The sequence below is a fragment of the Spongiimicrobium salis genome (assembly GCF_043678055.1).
Lineage (GTDB): Bacteria > Bacteroidota > Bacteroidia > Flavobacteriales > Flavobacteriaceae > Spongiimicrobium > Spongiimicrobium salis.
Window position 1 is genome coordinate 1,273,177 of sequence record NZ_JBHEQA010000001.1, and the last position, 24,995, is coordinate 1,298,171.

Annotated in this window: 24 protein-coding genes; 10 read left to right on the top strand and 14 right to left on the bottom strand. The window is 39.3% G+C overall.

Features of this window, described 5'->3' with window-relative positions:
• Nucleotides 1-3 precede the first annotated feature (3 nt).
• From ACEXOE_RS05755 to ACEXOE_RS05770, 4 genes are read right to left on the bottom strand one after another with little or no spacing between them, the layout of a single operon-like run.
• Nucleotides 4-1,140 (bottom strand): Gfo/Idh/MocA family protein, encoded by a 1,137-nt coding sequence (locus ACEXOE_RS05755; protein WP_394747785.1) that lies wholly within the window; start codon nt 1,138-1,140, stop codon nt 4-6.
• A gap of 14 nt (nt 1,141-1,154) precedes the next feature.
• Complete coding sequence (locus ACEXOE_RS05760; RefSeq protein WP_394747786.1) at nt 1,155-2,381, bottom strand: nucleoside permease; 1,227 nt, start codon at nt 2,379-2,381, stop codon at nt 1,155-1,157.
• Nucleotides 2,382-2,391: 10 nt separating this feature from the next.
• The gene (locus ACEXOE_RS05765; protein WP_394747787.1) at nt 2,392-2,838 is read right to left on the bottom strand and encodes a DinB family protein; all 447 of its coding nucleotides are present in this window, start codon (nt 2,836-2,838) and stop codon (nt 2,392-2,394) included.
• Nucleotides 2,839-2,851: 13 nt separating this feature from the next.
• Nucleotides 2,852-3,856 carry a sugar phosphate isomerase/epimerase family protein gene (locus ACEXOE_RS05770; protein WP_394747788.1) on the bottom strand — a complete coding sequence of 335 codons (1,005 nt, stop codon included), beginning with the start codon at nt 3,854-3,856 and terminating at the stop codon, nt 2,852-2,854.
• A gap of 132 nt (nt 3,857-3,988) precedes the next feature.
• On the opposite strand from ACEXOE_RS05770, the gene ACEXOE_RS05775 reads away from it, so the two are divergent.
• Together ACEXOE_RS05775 and ACEXOE_RS05780 are read left to right on the top strand one after the other, a co-directional pair.
• Complete coding sequence (locus tag ACEXOE_RS05775) at nt 3,989-5,701, top strand: GMC oxidoreductase (RefSeq protein ID WP_394747789.1); 1,713 nt, start codon at nt 3,989-3,991, stop codon at nt 5,699-5,701.
• Nucleotides 5,701-6,351: a gluconate 2-dehydrogenase subunit 3 family protein gene (locus tag ACEXOE_RS05780; RefSeq protein WP_394747790.1), complete on the top strand. Its 651-nt coding sequence runs from the start codon at nt 5,701-5,703 to the stop codon at nt 6,349-6,351. Before ACEXOE_RS05775 ends, ACEXOE_RS05780 begins: the two co-directional genes overlap by 1 nt.
• An 838-nt stretch (nt 6,352-7,189) precedes the next feature.
• Here the strand turns inward: ACEXOE_RS05780 and ACEXOE_RS05785 are convergent.
• From ACEXOE_RS05785 to ACEXOE_RS05800, 4 genes are all read right to left on the bottom strand, one after another.
• Nucleotides 7,190-9,667, bottom strand: coding sequence for a ribonucleoside-diphosphate reductase subunit alpha (locus ACEXOE_RS05785; protein ID WP_394747791.1), 2,478 nt, complete (start codon nt 9,665-9,667; stop codon nt 7,190-7,192).
• 226 nt (nt 9,668-9,893) lie between these two features.
• The gene (locus tag ACEXOE_RS05790; RefSeq protein WP_394747792.1) at nt 9,894-10,880 is read right to left on the bottom strand and encodes a ribonucleotide-diphosphate reductase subunit beta; all 987 of its coding nucleotides are present in this window, start codon (nt 10,878-10,880) and stop codon (nt 9,894-9,896) included.
• A gap of 695 nt (nt 10,881-11,575) precedes the next feature.
• Nucleotides 11,576-12,118, bottom strand: coding sequence for a hypothetical protein (locus ACEXOE_RS05795; protein ID WP_394747793.1), 543 nt, complete (start codon nt 12,116-12,118; stop codon nt 11,576-11,578).
• A 33-nt stretch (nt 12,119-12,151) separates the two neighbouring features.
• Nucleotides 12,152-12,307, bottom strand: coding sequence for a hypothetical protein (locus ACEXOE_RS05800; RefSeq protein WP_394747794.1), 156 nt, complete (start codon nt 12,305-12,307; stop codon nt 12,152-12,154).
• A gap of 359 nt (nt 12,308-12,666) precedes the next feature.
• Here ACEXOE_RS05800 and ACEXOE_RS05805 point away from each other — a divergent pair, with 359 nt between their 5' ends.
• The gene (locus tag ACEXOE_RS05805; protein ID WP_394747795.1) at nt 12,667-13,401 is read left to right on the top strand and encodes a LytR/AlgR family response regulator transcription factor; all 735 of its coding nucleotides are present in this window, start codon (nt 12,667-12,669) and stop codon (nt 13,399-13,401) included.
• A gap of 9 nt (nt 13,402-13,410) precedes the next feature.
• Nucleotides 13,411-15,342, top strand: coding sequence for a tetratricopeptide repeat-containing sensor histidine kinase (locus ACEXOE_RS05810; RefSeq protein ID WP_394747796.1), 1,932 nt, complete (start codon nt 13,411-13,413; stop codon nt 15,340-15,342).
• Here ACEXOE_RS05810 and ACEXOE_RS05815 read toward each other — a convergent pair.
• Nucleotides 15,335-15,904 carry a DUF3109 family protein gene (locus ACEXOE_RS05815; RefSeq protein WP_394747797.1) on the bottom strand — a complete coding sequence of 190 codons (570 nt, stop codon included), beginning with the start codon at nt 15,902-15,904 and terminating at the stop codon, nt 15,335-15,337. The two genes, ACEXOE_RS05810 and ACEXOE_RS05815, sit on opposite strands and share 8 nt — an antisense overlap.
• Nucleotides 15,905-16,026: 122 nt before the next feature.
• On the opposite strand from ACEXOE_RS05815, the gene ACEXOE_RS05820 reads away from it, so the two are divergent.
• Together ACEXOE_RS05820 and ACEXOE_RS05825 are read left to right on the top strand one after the other, a co-directional pair.
• Nucleotides 16,027-16,599, top strand: coding sequence for a MarC family protein (locus tag ACEXOE_RS05820; protein ID WP_394747798.1), 573 nt, complete (start codon nt 16,027-16,029; stop codon nt 16,597-16,599).
• A gap of 28 nt (nt 16,600-16,627) precedes the next feature.
• On the top strand, nt 16,628-16,831 hold the full coding sequence (locus ACEXOE_RS05825) for a hypothetical protein (protein ID WP_394747799.1): 204 nt from the start codon (nt 16,628-16,630) through the stop codon (nt 16,829-16,831).
• A gap of 16 nt (nt 16,832-16,847) precedes the next feature.
• On the opposite strand, the gene ACEXOE_RS05830 is transcribed toward ACEXOE_RS05825, so the two are convergent.
• The 4 genes from ACEXOE_RS05830 to ACEXOE_RS05845 all read right to left on the bottom strand — a co-directional run bounded on the left by ACEXOE_RS05830 (nt 16,848) and on the right by ACEXOE_RS05845 (nt 20,403).
• Nucleotides 16,848-18,488 (bottom strand): S41 family peptidase, encoded by a 1,641-nt coding sequence (locus ACEXOE_RS05830; RefSeq protein ID WP_394747800.1) that lies wholly within the window; start codon nt 18,486-18,488, stop codon nt 16,848-16,850.
• The gene (locus ACEXOE_RS05835; protein ID WP_394747801.1) at nt 18,485-18,931 is read right to left on the bottom strand and encodes a deoxycytidylate deaminase; all 447 of its coding nucleotides are present in this window, start codon (nt 18,929-18,931) and stop codon (nt 18,485-18,487) included. Before ACEXOE_RS05835 ends, ACEXOE_RS05830 begins: the two co-directional genes overlap by 4 nt.
• A 121-nt stretch (nt 18,932-19,052) precedes the next feature.
• On the bottom strand, nt 19,053-19,637 hold the full coding sequence (locus ACEXOE_RS05840; protein WP_394747802.1) for a HupE/UreJ family protein: 585 nt from the start codon (nt 19,635-19,637) through the stop codon (nt 19,053-19,055).
• A 31-nt stretch (nt 19,638-19,668) separates the two neighbouring features.
• Complete coding sequence (locus tag ACEXOE_RS05845) at nt 19,669-20,403, bottom strand: tellurite resistance TerB family protein (RefSeq protein ID WP_394747803.1); 735 nt, start codon at nt 20,401-20,403, stop codon at nt 19,669-19,671.
• Nucleotides 20,404-20,547: 144 nt separating this feature from the next.
• Between ACEXOE_RS05845 and ACEXOE_RS05850 the strand changes: the two genes are divergently transcribed.
• The 4 genes from ACEXOE_RS05850 to ACEXOE_RS05865 all read left to right on the top strand — a co-directional run bounded on the left by ACEXOE_RS05850 (nt 20,548) and on the right by ACEXOE_RS05865 (nt 23,964).
• Nucleotides 20,548-20,958 (top strand): BrxA/BrxB family bacilliredoxin, encoded by a 411-nt coding sequence (locus ACEXOE_RS05850; RefSeq protein WP_394747804.1) that lies wholly within the window; start codon nt 20,548-20,550, stop codon nt 20,956-20,958.
• Nucleotides 20,959-21,044: 86 nt separating this feature from the next.
• Entirely contained in the window at nt 21,045-21,782 is a 738-nt protein-coding gene (locus tag ACEXOE_RS05855) for a lysophospholipid acyltransferase family protein (protein ID WP_394747805.1), read from the top strand.
• On the top strand, nt 21,779-22,447 hold the full coding sequence (locus tag ACEXOE_RS05860) for an HD domain-containing protein (protein ID WP_394747806.1): 669 nt from the start codon (nt 21,779-21,781) through the stop codon (nt 22,445-22,447). Before ACEXOE_RS05855 ends, ACEXOE_RS05860 begins: the two co-directional genes overlap by 4 nt.
• A gap of 92 nt (nt 22,448-22,539) precedes the next feature.
• Nucleotides 22,540-23,964, top strand: coding sequence for a Gfo/Idh/MocA family protein (locus ACEXOE_RS05865; protein ID WP_394747807.1), 1,425 nt, complete (start codon nt 22,540-22,542; stop codon nt 23,962-23,964).
• A gap of 83 nt (nt 23,965-24,047) precedes the next feature.
• Here ACEXOE_RS05865 and ACEXOE_RS05870 read toward each other — a convergent pair whose 3' ends face one another.
• Nucleotides 24,048-24,485: a DUF5655 domain-containing protein gene (locus ACEXOE_RS05870; protein WP_394747808.1), complete on the bottom strand. Its 438-nt coding sequence runs from the start codon at nt 24,483-24,485 to the stop codon at nt 24,048-24,050.
• Nucleotides 24,486-24,995 lie beyond the last annotated feature (510 nt).

The window sequence follows — 24,995 nt, forward strand, 5'->3', positions numbered from 1 at the left end:
TTTTTAATCCAAATCCAACCAGACATTTCCTTGTTGATGTGAGGCCACGGTTCCTTCAATAAAATTAAGACCGCGCACTCCATCCATCATTGTTGGGAATTCGCCTGAATTATAGGCCTCTCCGCGTATGGCTCTAGCCACACCTAAATAAATATTGGCCATAGCATCAAAAATTCCTTCCGGATGTCCCGGTGGCAATTTTGTACCGTTTAAAGACAGTTCCGAATTATATCCATGTCCAGGTTTATATACTTGAAGCGGTTTATCATCGCTCATTACATATAGGAAGTTGGGTTTTTCCTGTTCCCATCGCAATCCAGCTTTATCTCCATAGATCGCAATGGCCAATCCATTTTCTTCCCCTGTTGCAATTTGACTGGAACGAATTACCCCTTTGGCCTTGCCATCAAAACGTACCAAAACCGTTCCGTCAATATCCATTTTATTGTCTTCGTAGAGGTAATTTAAATCCGCCAAAATAGATTTTACCTGCAGGCCTGTTGTAAACTCTACCATATTGAAGGCATGCACCCCAATATCGCCCATACAACAACTAATCCCTGCTTTTTCCGGATTTAAACGCCAGGTCGATGCGCGTTTCTCCACATCATGGATAATGGGATTGATCCATCCTTGATAATACCGAACATCCACCTTCTGAATATTGCCCAAAGCCCCTTCCTTGATCATCTCCCGCATCTGCCGTACCATAGGGTAACCCGTATAGGTATGGGTCACTGCGAATATGGTTCCTGCTTGTTCCAGTGTAGTCTGTAAAATCTTTGCTTCCTCATAAGTGGTGGTCATGGGTTTTTCGCAAATCACATGAAATCCATTTTCCAACAACTTCTTCGCCATAGGGAAGTGCAGAAAATTAGGAGTCAGTACGGCACAGACTTGAATACGTTCTTCTACCGGGAGTTTTAACTCCTCTTCTACCAAGGTATCAAAATCGGTATAAATCCTATTTGTAGGAATATCAATTTCCTTGGCAAACCCCAAGTTATCCTCAAAATTTGGATTAAAGACCGCTCCTACGATCTGATAATTGTCATTAATGTGTGATGCTACACGGTGCAACACTCCGATAAGGGAATCTCCCCCTCCTCCTAAAATTCCTAATCTAATTTTTTTTGCCATAAAGCACTTTACTATTATTCTTTATATTCTATTGTTTCATTTTTGAAAAACAAGGCGAACAAGACCATTACGCCCGCCGCAAATATTGCCGGGAATACCCAAACACTCTTCCAGTTGTGACCTCCTCCTTCTAGTAAATGTGCGTTGGAAACCTCTCCTGCAACCCAAAAACCTATCAACATTCCTATACCATAAGTAGCTAATGTAATTAGGCCTTGCGCAGCACTTTTAAATTTTTCTCCTGCTTTGGAATCCGTATAAATTTGCCCAGAAACAAAGAAAAAGTCATAACAAATCCCATGAAGTGCAATCCCTACAACAATCATAAAAAACATATCTCCGGCATTGCCATAGGCAAATAACAAATAGCGCAACGCCCAAGCTAACATTCCTACCAAAATAGTCTTCTTAAATCCAAACTTCTTAAAGAAGAAGGGCAACAGTAACATTAAGACCACTTCAGAAACTTGCCCAAGTGCAGCCCAAGCCGTTGATCCTTCTACCTTTGATTCTGTTAAGAATGGACTCAAATTTTGATAGTAAAACGCCAAAGGAATACATATTAAAACGGAGGATATAAAGAACACCAAGAAATTTCTATCCTTTAATAATTTCAAAGCATCAAGGCCAATGATATCTCCAATAGTTATTTTCTCATCTCCACTTGCCTTCGGTGGGGTTTTAGGCAAAACAAAACTGAAAACACCTAAAACACCAGAAGCAATTGCTACCATTAAGAAGGTGTTGGACAATAGCCCTTCGGCAACGCTAGCCTCTGAATCCCATCCCAGAAAACTGATTAATAAGCCAGCGACTATCCACCCAACAGTACCCCAAACCCGAATAAACGGGAAATCTTTGGAAGGATCTTTCATTTGATTAAAAGCAACAGAATTGACCAAGGCCAAGGTAGGCATATAAGCAATCATATATCCTAGAACATACGGATAGAAAACAGAAAAGTCAGTCGTTTGTGACATTAAATACATGAGAACCGCACCAAGAATATGCAACACGCCTAAAATGCGTTCTGCATTAAAAAAGCGATCGGCGATCAAGCCAATAATAAATGGTGCTACAATAGCTCCCCAGGATTGGGTGGAAAAAGCCTGTGCAATTTGACCATCTGCAGCATTCAAATTATTTCCCAAAAAAGTTCCTAAGGTAACGAACCATCCCCCCCAAATGAAAAACTCAAGGAACATCATTAAGGATAATTGTACTCTAATCTTACTATTCATTCTATATAAATTAACGTTTGTACTCTATGTAATCCATAGGGAAAGGTTCTAAACCATTGTCCCTAAAGTTTGTGGAAATCTGTCCCCTATGATGGGTAGAGTGATTGATGATATGAAATAAAATATCTTTCACCGAAGTAATGAAAAGCCTTCCCTTGTCATTTTGATAATCCACCCGTTTTTCAAAATCTTCTGTTTGTGTAATGACTTCAAAAGAACTGCGCTGATTTTCATAATGCAAATCTTCCCAAAGGGAAAAGTCATGCAACTGAAACGCTTCATATTTAGAAGTACTTCCCAAAAGACGGGCATTCCATAAATGATGGGCATTTAGAATATGACTGAAAAGTGCCTTACTCTTTTGCGGTAGTTTGTCTTTCACTTTACCGCACTCTTCAATGAGCTTTTTATTGCAATAAAAATTATAATCAAAAAGCTGATTCAGAAAGACTTTCATAATTATGGTTGGTTTAACTGAGTTTCTTCGCCGCTTTGAGCATCAAGTCCTTGGTGGCAAGGATACCTTCTTCTTCCCCTAAAACATTTCCTTCATACTCCACACCAATATAACCAGAATATCCTGCGTCTTTTACAATTTGCAGCATTTTCACATAGTCTGTATTGGTTTCATTGCCCTCTTCATCAAAATCATGGGATTTAGCACTTACCGCTTTGGCGTGCACCATTAATTCCGTAACTCCTTTATACCTATCGTACTCCTCAATACAAGGTGAATTATAGTAGGATCCATCCTCTCTTTTTACGCAGAAGTTCCCGAAATCCGGTAAGGTACCGCAGTTGTCCATATTCACTTTCACCATCACCTGGGATAATAGGTTGGCATCGGAAGAAGGCCCACCGTGATTCTCCACGATCACATTGATATTTTTGGCTTTGGCATAAGTGGCCAATTGTGTTAGCCCGTCTACCGAATTGGCAATCCATTCCTCCGGGGTCATTACCCCTGCAAGATTTACACGTACGGAATGACAGCCCATGGCTGCGGCAGCGTCGACCCACTTAAAGTGATTTTCCACATTTTTCTTGCGCTCTCCAGCATCGGCAGCGGCCAAATCCCCTTGTCCATCAATCATGATCAACAAGTTTTTCATGCCGTGTTTTTCTGCTTCCGCATTGGACTTCGCCACAAAAGCCGCCATGGCTTCTTCTGAATAATTGGCATCGGACAATTCCGGATTGTATAACTGACTTACATATTCCAGACCTTCAAAGCCCCATGCTTTTGCTTTTTCGGCAAAAGTATAAGGATCCAGACCCTCTTCACGAATCATTCTGTGAATAGACCATTGTGCCAAAGAAAGTTTAAAGAAAGGTGCAGCTACTTTTTCCATGGTCGTATCATTTTCTGAGGTCTCTTTTTCCTTCTTTTTTTCATCTTTACATGCATAGGTTCCCATCAGTGAAACTGCAAGTCCAAATTTAGATCCGTTTTGAATAAATTGCCTTCTTTTCATCTTTTTCCTTTAAGTATTTAATTATTCGGAATAACTATAACGTTATAGTGAGGTATCCTCGGTATAATAGCGACTAAATGTAGAAAATTAATTTTATATTTAATAAATTTATGAAATAAACAATTGAAATAGATGGGTAAATTTTATTACAATGAAGAGCAAGAATCTTATGATGCGATTGTTGTTGGAACGGGCATAAGTGGTGGCTGGGCTGCTAAGGAATTATGTGAAAATGGCCTTAAAACTTTAGTGCTTGACCGCGGTAGAATGGTGAAGCATATTGAAGACTACCCAACGGCCAATAAAGACCCTTGGGATTTCCCAAATAATGGAGAACTTTCTCCTGAACAAAAAGCAAAACAATTAAAGCAGGCCAGAACGGGATATACCGTTAGAGCACCCCATAATTTTTGGTTCGTAGATGATACGGAGCATCCTTATAATGAAACAAAACGGTTTGATTGGATGCGGGGATATCATGTAGGAGGAAGATCTTTACAATGGGGGCGTCATAGTTATCGATGGAGCGATATTGATTTTGGCGCCAATAGAAAAGATGGGGTGGCTGTAGACTGGCCCGTACGATATAAAGATATTGCTCCTTGGTATGACAAGGTTGAATCGTATATCGGAGTGGCTGGAGAATTACTCGGCCTTCCTCAACTCCCAGATGGACAGTTTGAGCCTATGATGGAACTCAATTGTGTGGAACAGCATTTTAGAGAGCAGGTAGCGGAGAAATTTGATGGAAGGGTGGTTACCGCCGGCAGGGTCGCCCATATTAATAGTGACAAAAAATTTGATGGCCGAAGCCGATGCCAATATCGAAACAGATGTATCAGGGGATGTCCTTTTGGGGCTTACTTTAGCAGTAACTCTTCTACCTTGCCCGCTGCAGAACGCACCGGGAATCTAACCTTAAGACCAGATTCCATTGTACATGAAGTGATGTACGATCCGGATACCAAAAGAGCCACAGGAGTAAAAGTTATTGATCGGGTTACCAAAGAAACTTTTGAATTCAAGGCTAAGGTGATTTTCCTTTGTGCATCTGCCATTGCTTCTACTTCCATTTTGATGCAGTCAAAATCCGATCGCTTCCCCAATGGTATGGGAAATGATTCTGACCAATTGGGAAGAAACATTATGGATCATCATTTAGGTGTAGGGGCCAATGGAAAATTTGATGGTTTCAAAGACAAATATTTTAAGGGTCGAAAACCCAATGGTATTTACATTCCACGCTTCCGAAATTTAGGTGGAACATCGAACCAAAAAAATTATATCCGTGGATATGGGTATCAGGGAGGCGGAAAAAGAGGAAACTGGGAAGAACTGATTGCAGAAGCTTCGTACGGAAAGGACCTTAAGAAAGGAATCCTAGAACCTGGAGGTTGGACTTTTGGCATGATGGGCTTTGGAGAAGTACTCCCTTATGAAGATAATAGAATGACTTTGGATTATGATAAATTGGATGGCTGGGGATTGCCTACGGTCACTTTTGATGCGGAATTCAAAGAAAATGAATGGGAAATGCGTAAAGACATGAAACAGCAAGCAGTAGAGATGTTGGAAAATGCAGGTTTGCGGGACGTAGAACCTTATGACAATCCGGGAGCCCTTGGCCTTGGAATCCATGAAATGGGCACGGCAAGAATGGGTAGAAATCCAAGAACCTCGGTCTTGAACGGGAACAATCAGGTTCACGCTGTTCCCAATGTTTACGTTACGGATGGTTCATTTATGACCTCTGCTAGCTGTGTAAACCCATCTTTGACCTATATGGCCTTTACAGCGAGAGCTGCCAATCATGCCGCAAATGAACTTAAAAAAGGAAACTTGTAATGGATAGAAGAATAGCACTTAAAAATATGGGCTTGTCCTTAGGATATGTGGTGGCAACCCCTACACTATTGAGTCTGGTACAAAGCTGTAAAACGGAGACGGTCCTGGAGTGGACTCCAGATTTCTTTTCACAGGAAGAAGGAACAGTAATAACACACCTTGTTGATATTATTCTTCCAAAAACTGATACGCCTTCCGCTTCCGAAGTTCAGGTAAATCTATTTATCGATCAATTTACCGATCAGATAATGGAAAAACCTCAAAAAGAATTTGTAAAAATGAGCTTGGGCAAATTTATAGAGAAAGCCTTGCAAGATTCTGGAAAAAAAGAAGCGAAAGCGCTTCTATCCGAGGATTTAGAACCTGTACTGGCCAGTGCATTGAAATTCGACAAAGCGCAAGAAATGCAGTACAGGGAGCAAATTGGAGCATTTATGGAATCGCAAGCAAGTTCCGGAAATGGAACAATTACAGATGAAGCTGCCCGATTTGCTTTTGCCGATAGTCTTAGAGGTATGACCATTTTAGGATATAGAGCCAGCGAATATATAGGGGAGGAAGTGTTAGCTTATGACCCCATCCCAGGAGGCTATGTTGCCTGTGACGATGTGGAGACATTGACCCAGGGCAAAGCATGGTCATTATCGTAAAGCATTCTAATTTATATAAAAAAGACCCACTTGGAATGGTGGGTCTTTTTTTTAATTACTTTTCCCGTTCAACATGATTCTTCTGCCAGATGCCCTCCCCATATAATGAAGCGTCTAGTACCGTAAATAAATTAAAATAATTGCATTAATTTGTAAGATTTTTCTTATATTGACGTTATACGTAACTATGTTATCATATCTATACGTATTATTCGTCTATTGTTGCCTATTGGTTTTGGCAAAAATTGTTTATCGAAATCATTCCAAAAAGAGGATACGTAAAAGCAATCTCTAGAAGGTTATTTGTCTGATTTACGTTATTTTAACATTTTTTGGGAAGCTTTTTTGTAAAGTTTAAGCGGCATTTACGGCTATATTACTATAGATATATCAAAAAGGGGCACTGATATGGAAAAATACATTATACTTTTAGTGGTTTATACCGCTATTCTAATCTTCTCTTATAAGGTTTTAAAGCCTTATTTTAAGAAACAATAGGGACTATTGGTCCGTATCGTAAAAACTTTATTTTTTTAACGTTTTGTTGAAGTCCACTTATGAATTTCATAACGTATCTATTATAGACGTTTTGTAAACAAGGGCAATTATGGACAAACATACCATCATTTTAATGGTTTATACGGCAGCACTATTATTATCGGTAGCGCTTAGGCCTTATTTTAAAAAATAAAACCGTCTGCTAAGCGTAATCCGCTTTTTTGGACATCTTAATGATACTCGGTAGACAGCAAAAGATTTTCACTCTTGAATTTAACCGAAAACCAAAAAACGCCTAAAGGAAATTCCTTTAGGCGTTTTTGATTGGAACAAAAATGGATTATGATCCACACATCAGACAATCATCATCTGCTTGTCCTTCTTTTGCTCTTGCAATCATTTCTTTCATTTCTTCCGGTGTCAACGGTTGAATATCTATTTCTTGCTGTTCCACAGGAGTTGTCTCTACCTGAATTGCAGCAGTCACTTCAGGGCTGGCCGCAGTTACCTCGGCTTCTGCAGCAACACTGACCGGAACTTCTTTCTTTTTGGTATTATCCAAGGTAAACTTAATGGCATCTACCGCTGCTTTTGTTCTTAAATAATACATTCCTGTCTTAAGTCCGCTCTTCCACGCATAGAAGTGCATAGAGGTTAACTTGGCATAATTGGCATTTTCCATGAATAAGTTTAGGGATTGACTTTGGTCAATAAAATACCCTCTTTGCCTACTCATATCAATGATGTCTTTCATACTAAGTTCCCAGACGGTTTTATACAAGGCTTTAATATCTTCTGGAATAGCATTGATATGTTGTATAGAACCATTGGCCCGCATCAATTCTTGTTTCATTGTTTCATTCCAGAGGCCCAGCTTCACCAGGTCTTCCAACAAATGCTTATTCACTACGATGAACTCTCCAGAGAGTACCCTACGTGTATAGATATTGGAAGTATATGGCTCAAAACACTCATTGTTTCCTAAAATTTGGGAAGTAGATGCTGTTGGCATTGGAGCTACCAATAATGAATTTCTAACACCATGCTTTACAACATTCTTCCGTAATTTATCCCAATCCCAGCGTCCGGACAATTCATCATCCTTAATTCCCCACAGATTGTATTGAAACTTTCCTTCTGATATTGGAGATCCTTCATAGGAAGAATACGCCCCTTCTTCTTTCGCCATTTCCATTGAAGCAGTTACGGCAGCAAAGTAAAGGGTCTCAAAAATTTCCTGATTTAATTTTTTGGCCTCGTCACTTGTAAAAGGCAATCGCAATAAAATAAAAGCATCTGCAAGCCCCTGAACTCCAAGTCCAATAGGACGATGTCTCATATTAGAGTTTTCCGCCTCTTTTACGGGATAATAGTTACGATCAATTACCCTGTTGAGGTTTCTGGTTACGCGTTTGGTCACTTTAAAGAGTTCCTTATGATCAAATGCCCCATTTTTTACAAACATCGGCAATGCTATGGATGCCAAATTACATACGGCCACCTCGTCTGGTGAGGTATACTCCATAATCTCTGTACAGAGGTTGGAAGAACGTATGGTTCCCAAATTCTTCTGGTTGCTCTTGCGGTTTGCCGCATCCTTATACAACATGTACGGGGTACCCGTTTCAATTTGGGATTCCAAGATTTTCTCCCAAAGTTCACGTGCCTTTACCGTTTTTCTTCCTTTGTTTTCAGCTTCATAGCCCAAATACAATGCTTCAAACTCATCGCCATGGGTACTGAAGAGATTAGGGCACTCATTAGGGCACATTAAGGTCCAATCTTCATTGGCCTCCACACGTTTCATAAAAAGATCTGGAATCCACATGGCATAGAAAAGATCTCTTGCACGCATTTCTTCTTTTCCATGATTCTTTTTTAAATCCAAAAAGTCATAGATATCGGCATGCCAAGGCTCTACATAAATAGCAAAGCTACCTTTACGTTTTCCTCCTCCTTGATCTACATACCTAGCGGTATCGTTATATACACGTAGCATAGGGACAATACCATTGGATGTTCCATTTGTACCTGCAATATAGGATCCTGTTGCCCTTACATTGTGTATAGATAAGCCTATACCTCCGGCAGACTGGGATATTTTTGCTGTTTGTTTTAAGGTATCATAAATTCCATCAATACTATCGTCTTGCATGGCCAATAAAAAACAAGAAGACATTTGCGGTTTTGGTGTCCCGGAGTTAAAAAGTGTCGGTGTAGCGTGTGTAAAGTATTTTTTTGACATTAACTCATAGGTCTCAATGGCCGCACTCAAGTCGTTCAAATGAATCCCTATGGCAACACGCATCAACATATGCTGTGGACGTTCTGCAATCTTTCCATTCAACTTTAGAAGATAAGAACGTTCCAAGGTTTTAAATCCAAAATAATCGTAATTAAAATCACGGTTATAAATAATGGTAGAATCCAACTGATCCGCATTCTCTGCAATTACTTGATACACCTCATCCGATAATAAAGGTGCCTTTTTACCTGTTCTTGGGTTCACATACTCGTAGAGGTCCTTCATGGTATCCGAGAAGGATTTTTTTGTATTTCTGTGCAAGTTGGAAACAGAAATACGAGCTGCCAATTTTGTATAATCGGGATGGGTGGTGGTCATGGTCGCTGCAATTTCCGCGGCCAAATTATCGAGCTCTGAAGTGGTCACACCATCATACAATCCTTCAATAACTCTCATGGCCACCTTGATAGGATCAACAAGGCCATTAAGTCCGTAACATAATTTTCGAACTCTAGCGGTGATCTTGTCAAACATCACGGGCTCTTTTCTTCCATCTCTTTTTAATACATACATGTGCTACAATCTTTTTTAGTGATACGTTAGTTGTTTAAAATCGATCCGCATTCTTCATAAAAAGGGCAATCCTACGGAGCAATTTTATTTGGTCAATTGGTTATAGTGAATCCATTCAGTACTATGCCAGTCAAAGCATACTCATGGAATTATAATAAATTTAACATTTCGATCTGGGAGTGGAAAAATTCTTTTTTCCGAATGGTCTTAAAAAAATGTTGATGATTTAAAAATCAGCGTCAAAACTAATTTTCTGGGAATCTCCTTCTTTATCATTGTTCAATACGCCCGCTTTCTGGTATTCTGATACGCGCTTCTCAAAGAAGTTTGTTTTTCCTTGTAGCGAAATCATATCCATAAAATCAAAAGGATTTGTGGCATTGTATACTTTTTCACATTCCATTTCCACTAAAAGGCGATCGGTAACAAACTCCAAGTACTGTGTCATTAACTTAGAATTCATTCCTATAAGACTTACCGGAAGTGATTCTGTAATAAACTCGCGTTCAATATTTAGGGCATCAACAATAATTTCTTTAATACGTTCTTTTGGCACTTTATTGATCAGGTGGTTATTGTGTAGGTGCACCGCATAATCACAATGCATACCTTCATCCCTTGAAATCAACTCATTTGAGAACGTAAGTCCTGGCATCAATCCTCTTTTCTTTAACCAGAAAATAGAACAGAATGCTCCGGAAAAGAAAATTCCCTCTACAGCGGCAAATGCAATAAGGCGTTCCGCGAAACTGGGGGAATCGATCCATTTTAAAGCCCAATCCGCTTTTTTCTTGATCGCAGGGAAGTTCTCTATGGCTTTAAAGAGAATGTTTTTTTCTTTTTCGTCCTTCACATAGGTATCGATAAGCAAAGAATAGGTCTCCGAATGGATATTTTCCATCATAATTTGAAAACCATAGAAAAACTTGGCTTCCGCATATTGTACTTCATTGACAAAATTTTCGGCCAAATTCTCGTTTACAATACCATCCGAAGCAGCAAAAAACGCCAAAATATGCTTGATAAAATAACGCTCATCATTGTTCAATTTGTCATTCCAGTCAGACAAGTCCTGATGTAAATCAATTTCTTCAGCAGTCCAGAAACAAGCTTCGCATTTTTTATACCATTCCCAAAGGTCATGATGTTTTATGGGGAAAATTACAAATCGATCTTGATTTTCCGCTAAAATTGGTTCTACTGCTGTGGACATAAGCTGCTCTAAATTTTGTTATTTTCTATATAGGATTGAAAATTACCTCTCGGTAGGGAATACAAAGATTGAAAAATACGATCAATTTCTAAAGTTCGTTTAAGCTTTTAGACCACAAAGTTTTTAACACGGAATGTTGAAATCTAGGCTCGCCAGTGATGTTCATTGCCTTTAGGCCTAGCTCGAATTTTACATAAAATTAACATTGTGCTTGGACAAAAAAAATAAACCAAAAAGTATGTTTGATGATATACTCCTTGGTTTATATTTTCTAAAGAAAACCGACTCTTTTTGTAGTCGTTTTCCTTGTTTGAAAGCTGCTTGATTTTGGTATTGCCTTCTAATGTCAAAACTGTCAAACCGTACGATTTGATCAATGTATCAAAATTTATAATCACTTGAATTGATTTTCGCCGATCTAGGTAGTTCCCCCGAAACCTATAATTCAGCAAATACATTACCAACGTATTGGTAAGGATGATTGGTCAATTCTTTGTAATATCATCGATCCGGATCGTTTAAAACGCTGGCCTATATTATATCATATGCCTTCCTTAAATCGTACTTTTGATTTGACAGTATTTCTATGACGCGTTTCCGCATGTTTCTTTCCTTAATCTATGTTCTAATTTTTAAAGATTATATACTTTGATCTATATATTGTAGGTAAATACTGCGAAAATACGTAAATAAAATTATTTATTTGCAGCAAAACTCCCTACAAGGTTTATCATTTCTCCCTTTGCATTTCTGAGGGTCACCGACAAAGTTCCACTCAACATATCCTTATCTATCTCTTGTATGCTAATCCTTCCTTTTGACGCAAAAAAGGGCAATTCCCCCAAAGCATCTATATCTGCATATCCAAAAACTCCATCGAAATAATTTAAAAACCCATTGATATTTTCGGAGACTTCGTAAGTACCTTTAAATGCATTCGCTTCCATATCCTTTTTGGAAATTAAAAACTCAACCGCATGATCCAGTTTATTATTTTCCAACCGCAATACCAAAGTCGAGAATTTGGTTCCGTCATTGGCAATTTTAGTGGCAGTCTCAAAATCAAAATCCCCTACCAAATCTTCCTCCAAATCCCCTGTTGCTTTAAGGTGGTAACTAGAGTTTAATAATGATTGAACTACAACCTCTTCTCCTACAGGATTATGGGATACAAATAACATAGGGACAATGGTCCAAAATAGTATGCGCCCCATTCTCAAAAAAGTGTGTCGTATCATGGTTCTCGTAAATTTTGGTTATTGTATCCTTAATTAATTATCCAAAGCGCCTATGGCAAGCATATTATCGGTACTATCTTTTTCTACCATCATTTTTTCATCTATGGTCATTTCATCACTATTATCTGTTATCACAGCTAAAGTCAGCATGATGATAAATATTGAAAATAGTATTGCACACTTTTTCATTGGTTTTAGTTTAGTTATTATTTCCTTTACAGGGGTTTTTGGTGCTCCGCTAAAATACGATCGATATCCCTTCTGTTTATGAGCATATGTATAAACGGTTCTAAATATTGTGTAAATGGTATGGAAACACCTCTCTATTCAAAATTACAGTTAAGTTACTGATTATCAATGAATTAAATATAAAAATAATCATAAATAGCTCATTTTGTAGTCTTTATACCACAGATTGTGCCCCATAATCATTAAAAAACCGCTACATGATCTTTTTTTGCCAATCATACGCGAAATACTTCCATTGACACATATTTTAATGCTAACTTCCACAATAATTTTATTTTTGATTAACTTACCCCTAGATTATGTTGAAAGCAGTTATAGTAGATGATGAAATAAAAGCCCTCCAAAGTTTATCTTGGGAGTTGACCAATTTTAGTGACGAGATTAATGTTGTAGCCTCATATACCAACCCCTTTGAAGCATTGGATTATCTGGAAAAAAACAGTCCTGATTGCCTTTTTCTGGATATAGAAATGCCTGCAATGGATGGTTTTCAATTCATTCAAAAAATAAAAAAGAAAGATTTTCCGGTAGTGATTACTACTGCATACAATCAATACGCGATCAAAGCACTGAAAAACGAGGCCATTGATTATCTCTTAAAACCCATTGACACCGATGATCTTGAGGAGACCATTGAAAAAGTTAAGAGATTCAATGCCAAAAATTTTACGGCAGAAAAACTAGAGCAGATTCTCCTAAATTTCAATGCCAATTCCATTCAAAAAAAAATTACCATTAACACCGATGGTAAACTATTATTTCTAGAAAATAACGAGATTCTATACGCGGAGTCCGATGGAAATTACAGTACTATTTATTTAAGTGACGGACAAAAAATAGTCCTTACCAAAAAATTAAAGGAAGTGGAAAAGCTTCTTCCTCAAGATTCCTTTTTTAGAATCCACAATTCTTTCATCATTAATTTGAATAAAATCAAGGAATTTCTAAAAACTGATGGATATGTTGTACTCCAATCCAATGATAAAATACCTGTATCGCGACAAAAGAAATCTGATTTTCTAGATTTGTTATAATTCATTCCGATGTATTTTGTTCCAACCAAAAAAAAAGGCAAATGGGAAAGTTACTTTTTCCTGTTCTTTTTGGTGTTCTTTCATTGGGGGACTGCTCAAGATGTTCCAGATAGCTTTGAAAAAATAACGGATAGCCTCCTTGGTATAAGCCCCAGAGGATATATTTCCATTGATCGTGTGATGCGGCCATATCAACGCGATACTTTGCTCATGCGTTATTTTGCTAAGACCGCCACCCAACGAAATTATTTAGAAGGACAATCCTATGCCCTGAATCAACTAGGAAGAAAATACAGAAATACATCCCAGTATGAACAAGCCATCTCCCTTCATGAGCAGGCTTTGGAGATTGCAAATAGGGCGCAGAACACGGAACTCACAGTCTTTAGTCTCAACATGATAGGTGTTGTCTATCGTCGTAAGTCCACCATACGAGCGGCAATGGATTATAGCCAACAGGCCCTTGAACTGGCCGAAAGTGTCCCCAATCCTTCAAAATCTCTAAAAAGGAGTATTAATGTGTCTTTAAATTCCATTGGTAATCTATACCAAACCTTGAACCAATATGACGATGCCATAACCTATTATACCAAATCCATGAAATTGGAAGCGGAACTGGGCAATACGCTTGGCCTTGCCATTAATCACCAAAATATAGGGGAGTGTCTTGAAGCAAAAGGTTTTTTGGAAGATGCCCTGAAAAGTTACCAAACCTCTATGCGTTATAATGAGGAAATAGATTCGGATATGGGGCGGGTCATTTGCCAAAATAGCATTGCCAAAATTTATATCAAACAAAGGAAGTTGACCGAAGCACTCTTTTTATTGCAATCGGCATTACAAAAGGCAACAGACCTAAAGGATAGTTTTTTAATCTCCCGTATCTATTCCAATTTAGGATGGGCCCAGATGATCGGTGAAAATTATGAACTTGCCGAAGAAAATATGTTAAAAGGACTCGAAGAAGCCCAAAAACATAATTTACAGGAAATCTCCGTAGAGGCCTACACCCTGCTTTCCAATCTTTTTGAAGCCAAGGAAGACTATAAAAAATCACTTTTCTATACACATAAGGCAACGGCCTTGGAAAAAGTTATCTCCAACGAAGGGAATGTGAGTTATGTAAATGATATTAAATATCGCTATCAATCTAAAAAGCAGAGTGATCATATACAGCAACTTCAACTAGAAATGCGAAAAGGGGAATCTAGATATTTGATCACCATAATTGCCCTAGTTCTTCTTGCGGGAATATTATACATTCTCTACCGCCAGTACCAATTAAAAAACGACAAGAAGCTCTTAACTTTGGAACAAAGCATGCTGCGTAGCCAAATGAACCCTCATTTTCTATTCAATTCCCTGAATTCCATTAAACTTTATATTATCAATAATGAGAAAAAAAATGCGGTTCACTATTTAAATAAGTTCTCCAAATTGATCCGCAAGATTTTGGAAGCCTCTTCTTTAAAAGAAATCCCTTTGGCAGAAGAATTGGAAACCGTAGAGCTTTATATGAATATAGAAAACATCCGTTTTTCCAACGAGATCAACTTTCAAATTGAAATAGACAATACCATTGATACCCACACGGCCAAAATACCTTCCCTTGTTCTTCAACCTTTCTTGGAAAATGCATTATGGCATGGTCTTTCCTCAAAAGAGGGCGAAAAAAATATTTGGTTGAAAGCGGGCAAAACCGAGGAGAACTTTATTCATATCAGTATTATAGACGATGGTATTGGAAGAAAAGCTGCGGAAAAAATAAAGCGGGCCAGGGTCTTAAAGCGTAAATCTGTAGGTATTGACATTACCAAGGAACGTTTGGCCAACTTTTCCAAAGATTACCAAAATACTTTTAGCATTGATATTATTGATCTCTATAACGAAGATGGCTCCGCTTCGGGAACCCAGGTGACCTTATATATCCCTGCTATTTAGTATGTGCTTTGGCAACTTCTTCCAATTCGGCATACCACGCCTCTCCAAATTTACGCACCAATGCTTCTTTAACAAATTTGTATATCGGCACTTGCAATTCTTCGCCCAAAGAGCAAGCAGGGTCGCAAATTTCCCATTTGTGATAGTTCACGGCAGTCAATTCCGTGTATTCGGTAACTCGAATAGGGTATAAATGGCAGGAAATAGGCTTCTTCCATGAAACAACACCCTGATTATAAGCTTCTTCTATACCACACTTTGCCGTTCCATTATCCGAAAATATCACATAGGCACATTCACTTTTATTGACTAGGGGCGTTTCCCATTCCCCATCTTCCCCTTTGATAAAGGCCCCCTGTTCTTCTATGGCGGCTATGCCCTCTGCCCTTAAAAAAGGTTTCACCTCTTTATAGATATCTACTAATATTTCTGTCTCGCTATCTTCAACAGGGGCTCCAGCCTCTCCATCAACACAACATACCCCTTTACAGGCATTTAAGTTGCATACAAAATCGTTTTCTATGATTTCTTCCGATACAATGGTCTTTCCTATTTGAAACATGGCTTAAAAGTATGCTCACAAAGATACTTGTTTCGTCCACGTCATTCCATATTTATTTTGTTTTGACGGATATAAACCATCTTTAATACCGTAAATTTGCGGAAATTTTTAAAGCAGTCATCATGCAATTTAATTTCAAACAAATTGTCACCGCCAGTATGATTCTTTTTGCAGTCATCGATATTTTAGGAAGCATTCCTATCATCATTGGTCTGCGTGCCAAAGTAGGTCATATTCAATCTGAAAAAGCCTCTATTGTAGCGGCTTGTATCATGATTGCCTTTTTATTTATCGGAGAAGAGATTTTGAACCTCATTGGTATAGATGTGAATTCTTTTGCCGTAGCGGGTGCATTCATTATTTTTTTCCTGGCCATTGAAATGGTATTGGGCATTCATCTATATAAAGATGATGATGTAGAAAGTGCATCCATTGTCCCTATTGCCTTCCCCCTGATTGCCGGGGCCGGAACCATGACCTCTATTCTGTCCTTGCGCGCTGCCTATGACGTACAGAATATTATTGTGGCGATCATTATCAATATTATCTTTGTATATCTGGTCCTAAAGTCTTCAAAGCGAATTGAACGCCTTTTGGGAAAAAGCGGACTCAGTGTCATCCGAAAGGTATTTGGGGTTATTTTATTGGCTATTGCCGTAAAATTATTTGCTGCCAATATCAATCAACTTTTTTGAATATCGAACTATTAGAATACTATATACCATGAACAAAATACTCACCATTATTATCATCGTCATCGCCATTGCCCTAATCGCCTACAACGTCACCCTGGTAGATTTCGAAAACCCCATGGAAGGCAACAGCATTATAGCCCTCATTGGGATTGTTGCCGCACTCTGTGCTATTGTTCTTATCCTGATTTTTGTAACCTCAAAAAAGATCCAAAAGAAAGTAGAGGACAACTAGGTTTACCAAGTGTGACTTAGTTGTTCACATTTATATTTCCCATACCGTCTTTCACCGTCTTATACCCCTCCAATTCCATTACTTTTCTGAGCATGGCATCATCGACACTTTTTATTTTTGCCTGCAGATTGGGTGTAAACAACTGTTCGGCCAAGGTAGCCTTTAGGGTCAATTTAATTTTATCTTCCAAATCGTAATAGTGCAGATTTAAGGGCTTCAATACGACCCTTTGCTCCAAAAAGTTGATGAAGTCTTCAAAGAGGATGTCGTCTGCCCTGAATTCGGATAAAAACATTTCTTCGGTATAATCGTCATAACGATTTCGATCTTCTTCAAGGTGACTGAAAATAAATCTTGAGAAGTATCCATAAATATTTTCAATACTCTCCAGCAGTTCTTTCCCGTTGGTTTCGATGGGAACAAAAACATCGGGAATAATTCCACCTCCTCCATAAACAACTTTTCCTTTTGGCGTGGTAAATTTTAGGGAATCTGCCACTTTAATACTATCTACAGAAATCAACTCCCCATTTTTGTAGCGATCCGTAAAGGTCTTATAATAATCCTTATTTCCGTTTTTATAGGATTTTTGAATCGATCTCCCAGTGGGGGTATAATACCGTGAAACCGTTAAGCGCACTGCAGAGCCATCGCCCAATTCCATTTCCCGTTGCACCAATCCTTTTCCAAAAGAACGACGCCCAACAATGGTACCAATATCATTATCCTGCAAAGCTCCCGCAATAATTTCACTGGCAGAAGCCGATCGTTCATTGATCAATACATAGATAGGCTTATTCTCAAAACTCCCTTTTGAGGTCGCAAAGGTTTTTTTAATCTCTCCTTTTTTGTTTTTTGTAAAGAGAATCAATTTATTTTTCTTTAAAAACTCATCGGCCATTTTTTCTGCGATTCCCAGATAACCTCCGGGATTATCGCGTAGGTCCAAGGCCAATTTTTCGGCTCCTTTTCGCTGCAAATAACTCAGGGCTTCCTTAAATTCATTATAGGTAGATTCCGCAAAGCGATTCACTTTGATATATCCAATATCATCGGTCAGCATATAATAGGCATCCACACTTTTTAACGGCACACGATCGCGCTTAAGGTTTACGGTAAAAATACTGTCGGTCTTTTTACGATAAATCTTCAATTTTACCGGGGTTCCCTTTTTGCCTTTTAACAAGGCAATAATCTTATCATCATCTTTATCCGGGCCATACAACGTATCACTATCGGCCATCAATAGGCGATCTCCCGCCTGAATTCCATGAAGATAACTAGGTCCATCTTCTACCGTTCGCATTACGGCAATGGTATCTTGCACTCGGTAAAAGCGGATTCCTATGCCCACAAAATCACCTTTCATACTCTCGGCGACCCGTTTCATTTCGTCTTTGGGAATATAGACCGAATGGGGATCCAATTTATCCAAAATATTATTTACCGTAACATCTACAATACTATCCGTATCAATATCATCTACATATTCATAGTCAATGAAATCGATCAAACGATTGAGTTTATCTTTTTTGGAATTGGTCCCGAATAATTTTTCAGGGCTATCGGAAAAATGGAGTTTTCCTCCAATAAAAATACCAATGGCGAGTGCCATGGCAATGATGGTGGGCCAAATGTAATTGTATTTCTTTTTCATGAATATGGGGCATTTTCAATGAGGGGCATATGTTCTAATATCACTCCAGCTTTCTGTAAAAACTCTAAACCCGAGGGGTCTTTGTACGCTTCTTGATATACCACACGTTTTATGCCAGACTGATGAATCAGCTTACTGCATTCTTTACAAGGAGATAGTGTAATGTACAAGGTTGCGCCTTCACAGGATTGGGTAGATGAGGCTACTTTTGATATTGCATTGGCTTCTGCATGCAATACATACCATTTTGTATAGCCTTCTTCATCTTCGCATATATTTTCAAAACCCGTGGGGGTTCCGTTATAGCCATCGGAAATAATCATACGATCTTTAACAATAATGGCGCCTACCTGTTTCCGTTTACAATAGGATAGTTTTCCCCATTCTTTGGCCATACGCAGATAGGCCTTATCGTATTTTTCCTGTTTGTTTTCTTTTGTCAAAATCTGTCGCTGTTTCTATAGTACAACAATCCAAAGTGGAAAAGTACTACTAACAAACACTAATATACCTGCTTTAAGGCTGCCTTACAACCTAAAAGGGTTAATTTTAAGTGAAAATCCATCAAAGGAACATTTTGACCAAGATTGTGGTCGTTACAGCGATAACTAAAAAAGAAGCCATTTGGATAAAACGTTTTTTTCTTAGTCCAATGACATCCTGTAGTACATAGGTCAGCAATAAAACTACGAGAATAATCAGGACTTGAGACAGTTCAATTCCCAATGCAAAACTTAATAAAGGCATGAGTTTTTCCTCTTCTCCACTGATGATCAATTTAAAGTAATTGGAAAACCCAAAGCCATGTATCAGTCCAAAGAAAGCCGTGGCAGCCAAATGAAACCATTTCTGTTGTACTCCCTGCCCTTCTTTAGCGTACCGAAGATTAAAAATACAGGTCAATATAATCGTAATTGGAATGGCAAATTCTATGGCCTCGACATTTACAGCTATCAGCTCATATACCGCAAGTACCAGGGACAGACAATGTGTGATGGTAAATACGGTTACCAATGCCAAGACGTTTTTCCAGTTTTTAAAGGTAAATGGAATGGCAAGGGCCGCCAAAAACAACATATGATCGTAGGCATTGAAATCTAGCACGTGATCAAGCCCAAGTTTGGTGTAAAATGTAATGTCTTCCAGCATATACTATCAAGATTAAGGGTGTTGTACGCCTTTATAATCCACGCTCCTTTTGGATATTTTCGTAGGCTTTTTGCACTTTTTTAAACTTTTCTTCCGCCCCTTTCTTTATGGCTTCATTCTCGGTGACCACCCGATCTGGATGGTATTTTTTGGCCATTTTTCTATACGCCTTCTTTACCTCATCATCAGAAGCGGAACGTTCTATTTCCAAAATTTTATAGGCCGTATCCGTGGCTTCAAAAAACATGGCTTTGATGCTTTCAAAATCTCGCGAATTTACCCTAAAATAGCCAGCGATCTCCTGTATTTTATTTACCTCTGAAGCGCTTACCTGCCCATCTGCCTGTGCAATACCAAACAAAAAATGCAGCAATTGCAGACGCACTTCATAACGTGTGCGCTGATTGAGATAACTGCAGATTCGTTGGGCAGAAATCTCTCTTTTTTTAATGACCTCATTAAATGTCCTAAATATCGCATTAGCTTTGTCCTTGCCATAGGTTTGCACAAAATACTGGCGTACATAGTTCATTTCACTTTGACTTACCGTTCCATCGGCCTTGATGACAATGGAGCATAAGGAAAGTAAATTCAATTCAAAATCTGCCGGGGACACTTTCTGTTGCACGACATCCCTCATAATGGTTTCTTTTAATCCACCACTACTATTAAGGTTGTCCAAAAAACTGCCGAGAAGAAAGCCTAGAATAGCTCCCGGATATCTAAAAACCGAAAATCCAAGAAGGGCCGCAAGCCATTTGATCATGGGTATTTGAAACTTTTAACGATTTGTAATGTCCAAAGATATGGCATTCCGCTTTAATGACAACCTAAAGGAAACGTTAAGTGCTCCCCTGAAATACAACAAATTAGTTATATTTGTCGTCAATTGAATTTAAAAGAAAATACTATGTATCCTGCAGAATTAGTAAAACCTATGAGAGAAGACCTGGCATCTGCCGGTTTTCAAGAATTATATACGGCTGAGGAAGTCGAAAATGCTGTCAATAAAGAAGGAACCACTTTGGTGGTTGTAAACTCCGTATGTGGATGTGCCGCCGCCAATGCCCGGCCTGCCGCTAAATTGAGCCTTCAAAACGATAAAACCCCTTCTACTTTGGCCACGGTATTTGCCGGAGTGGATTATGAGGCGGTAGATACGGCTAGAAATTTGATGATTCCTTTTCCTCCATCTTCCCCGAGCATGGCGCTCTTTAAAGACGGTGAGTTGGTGCACATGATCGAACGCCATCATATTGAGGGAAGACCGGCCGAAATGATTGCTGAAAACCTAATGGAAGCGTATAACGAATTCTGCTAAGCGTTCGTTTCAAGAAATCGCTAGATCCTATTAAAGATTATACCTAAAAACCATGCTGTAAAAGCGTGGTTTTTTATTTTTGCAACATGCAAAAACTTTTAGCACATCTCCTAACACCCATTTTCCTACTTTTCTTTGGATTGGTCCTCCTCGTATTTCATCCCATCCAGTGGATTGCCTTCAATATTTTTGGTTATGAAATGCACAAACGAAGTGTGAGTTTATTAAACCTTTCCTTATTGCGATCTACCCATCTTGTAGGTACGCGATATCGCTTTAACAATCCACATAAGATTCCAACAGATAGACCATTGATCATTGTTGCCAACCACCAAAGCATGTACGATATCATTCCTATTATATGGTATATGCGGGCACATCACCCTAAATTTGTGAGTAAAATAGAATTGGGAAAGGGCATTCCCAGCGTTTCCTATAATTTAAGACATGGCGGATCCGTATTGATCGATAGGAAAGACAGTAGACAGGCCTTGGTGGAAATATCCAAATTGGGAAAATACATTGAAAAACATCAACGCAGTGCCGTTATTTTCCCCGAAGGCACCCGAAGTCGTACCGGGCATCCCAAGAAATTTCAGACTACTGGACTCAAGATATTAATGAAAAATGCCCCTTCGGCCTTGATCGTGCCCATCAGTATCAATAATTCCTGGAAAATGCTCCGCTATGGTAAGTACCCTACTGGTGTAGGGAACCATCTTACTTTTGATGTCCACCCGCCCTTGGAAAATAATGGAAATATGGAGGAGCTTCTGATTGCAATAGAAACTCAAATACAGGAAGGTATAAACTCGTTTAAATGAATCAAGATCCTATCATCTCAAAAACTATCGCCTTTGTAAAAAAAACTTTGGAAGGAGCCGAAGGCGGACACGATTGGTTTCATATTCAACGGGTTTATAACAACAGCCTACACATTGCCCAATACGAAAAGGTAGATACGTTAACCGTACAATTGGCTGCTTTGCTGCACGATATTGCAGATGCTAAATTTCACGATGGGGATGAAACCGTGGGTCCAAAAAAAGCGAAAGATTTTCTCAATACCATGGCTCTAGGTCAAGTTTGTATTGACCATGTAGTACAGATCATTGAAAACATTTCATTTAAATCTAGCTTGGCTTCTCCCCAAGATACCCGTTCAAAATTCAGTTCCTTAGAACTAAAGGTCGTTCAAGATGCTGATCGATTGGATGCCATTGGGGCCATTGGTATCGCCAGGGCATTTAACTATGGCGGATTTAAGAACAGAGCATTATATGATCCGGAAATTGCCCCCGATTTGCATATGACCAAGGAAGCCTATAAAAAATCCACGGCGCCAACCATCAACCACTTTTATGAAAAACTCCTCTTGTTAAAGGATAAAATGAATACCGAAACAGGAAAGCAACTCGCCGCCGAACGCCATCGTTTCATGGAAGCATATCTCGATCAGTTTTATCGGGAATGGGAGGGCAATAGCTGAATAAATCTACCCCTCAAGAGCAGGAAAGCTGTACATCTTTGCGTTCATTTTTTTTGTAACTTCCAGTCGAGAATTACAACAGCCAGCAAAAAATGAAAAGAAGAACCTTTATTAAGAATACAGCGGCTTCTTCAGCCGTATTTTCCATTGTACCTAGTTTTGTTCTGGGAAAAAATCATGTACCTCCCAGTGATACCTTATATGTTGGCGCCTTCGGTATCGGAGGTCGCGGCGGTGGCGTTATCCGGGAATTGACCAATACCGGAAAAGTAAAATTTGTGTCCTTTTGCGACGTGGATGAGCGTATGGTAGCCGGAAGCCGGGAATTGCACCCCAAAACAAAATTATATAAGGATTACAGAAAGGTCTATGACAAGCATTTAAGTGAGATGGACGCCATTATGGTAGCCACTCCAGATCATACGCATGCCACTATTGCCCTACCCTTTATGCGTGCAAAAAAACATGCCTATGTAGAAAAGCCTTTAACCCATAATATTCACGAAGCCCGATTGATGACCCGAGTGGCCCGGGAAAATGGTATTGTCACCCAAATGGGAAATCAAGGCGCTTCTGATGATGGCAGCAGACAAGCTCGAGAATGGGTAGAATCTGGTGTTATAGGCAAAATTTATAAGGTAGATTGTTGGACCAACAGGCCGGTATGGCCTCAGGGTGTAAAAACACCGGTGGGAAAACAACGCGTTCCCAAGGAGCTGGATTGGGATCTTTGGCTAGGTCCTGCAGCCATGCGACCCTATAATGCCGCTTACCTTCCCTTCAAATGGCGAGGTTGGTGGGATTTTGGCACAGGAGCTTTGGGCGATATGGGCTGTCATATTATGGAAACCCCCTTTAGCGTCTTAGACCTTGGATATCCTACCGAAGCCGAAGCCAGTTGTACCACTACTTGGGTGGGCGATTTTGTAGAAGCCGATTACAACGCTTCCTGCCCTCCTTCCTCTATAGTGCGTTTAAAGTTCAATACCGAAGCTCATGGCGATATTGCCTTGAATTGGTATGATGGGGGAATCAAACCCGATATTCCTGATGAATTAAAGGACGATGAAACCATTGGTAGCGGTGGTGGAGGAAGTATCTTTTATGGCACCAAAGGCATTCTGATTACCGACACCTATTCTCAAAATGCGCGCCTGGTCCCTTCCAAAAACATGGAGCTCTTTAATGCTCCCACACCGTATCTTCCACGAGTGGAGGGTAGCTTCCAAGGACACCAGAACAATTGGGTAGAAGGTTGTTTAAAAGGAACTTCGACCTCTTCGGATTTTGCCAAGGCAGGTCCATTAACGGAAGCCGTATTGATGGGGAACCTTGCCATTCGTGCTTATCAGTATAAAGTATTGAAAGAAGGGAAGAAAATAGGGGATTGGGATCCCTTTGGATATCCAGGTAGACGTAAACTCATTTGGGATGGTCCAAATATGAAAGTAACCAATTATGATAAAGCCAATGAATGGGTAAAGCGGGAGTACCGCAAGGGCTGGGAGCTATCTTAAAATCCCGGACCACCACTATGAATACATAAAAAACCCGAAAAGGAATCTTCTTTTCGGGTTTCGCTTTAGATGGGAATTAAGGTTTATTTTTTGATTTTAGAAATGGTTTGTCCCGTAGATAACTCATGGGGTTTTGCATCTTCCTTGGCCAAGGCGATAGCCTCATAGAGAAGTCCTTCCACCTCAGGATTCGCATAGTCCGAAACGGTTTTTATGGGAATATGGCGCATCCATTTTCCAGTTCCTTTAAGAAGTCCAGCCGTATCCGATAATAAAGTTCCTTTGGAAAAAGCCAAATTTAAATGTTGTGTATAGATCGGTATCATGCAAAAGGCATCCCCCATTTTTTCGGTAACCGTATATAAAGAAGTAAGGGCATGGGTATGGTACAGCAATTCCGTACTTTCGGGGCACAGCGACAAAATATAGCTTCGTAAACCCTTATAAAGATCGATCACGTTTTGGTCTTTGTATTTCAGATGGTACAAAAAATCAGGATGTATGGGTCGTTCTATAGACATTGGTTGTGGTTTTTACTTTTTTTCTGGAATAACGCTAAGGGGCTACAACTACTAAGATAATTAAAAGATACCGGTCATTCCATGCATGCTCAGAGAGGTTTACAATTTCGCACGATAGATCCATATCCAATCCTCATCCCTCATTCCTAAAAAAACACCCCTAAAGCCCCCTCAAGGGGACAGTATTTTATATGCAATGCCTTTTGTCACTTCGAGGGTTTCTTAGACAAACCTAGTGATTCTAAAAATGTATCGAGAAGTCTGTGCAATTGAATAGCTGTCAGGTCGAGCACACCTGCCTGTCGGCAGACAGGGTCAAGACCTCTTCAGATGTCATCATATAAAAACTTCTCGACTGCGCTCGAAGAGACAAAAACCGTCTTGTTCATCCCTCAAACCCAATCCCTCACACCAAAAAAACACCCCTAAAGTCCCCTCAAGGGGACAGTATTTTATATGCAATGCCTTTTGTCACTTCGAGGGTTTCTTAGACAAACCTAGTGATTCTAA

What these genes read in the sequence shown, in the direction of transcription:
- ACEXOE_RS05755 (WP_394747785.1), bottom strand. Translation starts at nt 1,140, where the DNA reads ATGGCAAAAAAAATTAGATTAGGAATTTTAGGAGGAGGGGGAGATTCC.
- ACEXOE_RS05760 (WP_394747786.1), bottom strand. Translation starts at nt 2,381, where the DNA reads ATGAATAGTAAGATTAGAGTACAATTATCCTTAATGATGTTCCTTGAG.
- ACEXOE_RS05765 (WP_394747787.1), bottom strand. Translation starts at nt 2,838, where the DNA reads ATGAAAGTCTTTCTGAATCAGCTTTTTGATTATAATTTTTATTGCAAT.
- ACEXOE_RS05770 (WP_394747788.1), bottom strand. Translation starts at nt 3,856, where the DNA reads ATGAAAAGAAGGCAATTTATTCAAAACGGATCTAAATTTGGACTTGCA.
- ACEXOE_RS05775 (WP_394747789.1), top strand. Translation starts at nt 3,989, where the DNA reads ATGGGTAAATTTTATTACAATGAAGAGCAAGAATCTTATGATGCGATT.
- ACEXOE_RS05780 (WP_394747790.1), top strand. Translation starts at nt 5,701, where the DNA reads ATGGATAGAAGAATAGCACTTAAAAATATGGGCTTGTCCTTAGGATAT.
- ACEXOE_RS05785 (WP_394747791.1), bottom strand. Translation starts at nt 9,667, where the DNA reads ATGTATGTATTAAAAAGAGATGGAAGAAAAGAGCCCGTGATGTTTGAC.
- ACEXOE_RS05790 (WP_394747792.1), bottom strand. Translation starts at nt 10,880, where the DNA reads ATGTCCACAGCAGTAGAACCAATTTTAGCGGAAAATCAAGATCGATTT.
- ACEXOE_RS05795 (WP_394747793.1), bottom strand. Translation starts at nt 12,118, where the DNA reads ATGATACGACACACTTTTTTGAGAATGGGGCGCATACTATTTTGGACC.
- ACEXOE_RS05800 (WP_394747794.1), bottom strand. Translation starts at nt 12,307, where the DNA reads ATGAAAAAGTGTGCAATACTATTTTCAATATTTATCATCATGCTGACT.
- ACEXOE_RS05805 (WP_394747795.1), top strand. Translation starts at nt 12,667, where the DNA reads ATGTTGAAAGCAGTTATAGTAGATGATGAAATAAAAGCCCTCCAAAGT.
- ACEXOE_RS05810 (WP_394747796.1), top strand. Translation starts at nt 13,411, where the DNA reads ATGTATTTTGTTCCAACCAAAAAAAAAGGCAAATGGGAAAGTTACTTT.
- ACEXOE_RS05815 (WP_394747797.1), bottom strand. Translation starts at nt 15,904, where the DNA reads ATGTTTCAAATAGGAAAGACCATTGTATCGGAAGAAATCATAGAAAAC.
- ACEXOE_RS05820 (WP_394747798.1), top strand. Translation starts at nt 16,027, where the DNA reads ATGCAATTTAATTTCAAACAAATTGTCACCGCCAGTATGATTCTTTTT.
- ACEXOE_RS05825 (WP_394747799.1), top strand. Translation starts at nt 16,628, where the DNA reads ATGAACAAAATACTCACCATTATTATCATCGTCATCGCCATTGCCCTA.
- ACEXOE_RS05830 (WP_394747800.1), bottom strand. Translation starts at nt 18,488, where the DNA reads ATGAAAAAGAAATACAATTACATTTGGCCCACCATCATTGCCATGGCA.
- ACEXOE_RS05840 (WP_394747802.1), bottom strand. Translation starts at nt 19,637, where the DNA reads ATGCTGGAAGACATTACATTTTACACCAAACTTGGGCTTGATCACGTG.
- ACEXOE_RS05845 (WP_394747803.1), bottom strand. Translation starts at nt 20,403, where the DNA reads ATGATCAAATGGCTTGCGGCCCTTCTTGGATTTTCGGTTTTTAGATAT.
- ACEXOE_RS05850 (WP_394747804.1), top strand. Translation starts at nt 20,548, where the DNA reads ATGTATCCTGCAGAATTAGTAAAACCTATGAGAGAAGACCTGGCATCT.
- ACEXOE_RS05855 (WP_394747805.1), top strand. Translation starts at nt 21,045, where the DNA reads ATGCAAAAACTTTTAGCACATCTCCTAACACCCATTTTCCTACTTTTC.
- ACEXOE_RS05860 (WP_394747806.1), top strand. Translation starts at nt 21,779, where the DNA reads ATGAATCAAGATCCTATCATCTCAAAAACTATCGCCTTTGTAAAAAAA.
- ACEXOE_RS05865 (WP_394747807.1), top strand. Translation starts at nt 22,540, where the DNA reads ATGAAAAGAAGAACCTTTATTAAGAATACAGCGGCTTCTTCAGCCGTA.
- ACEXOE_RS05870 (WP_394747808.1), bottom strand. Translation starts at nt 24,485, where the DNA reads ATGTCTATAGAACGACCCATACATCCTGATTTTTTGTACCATCTGAAA.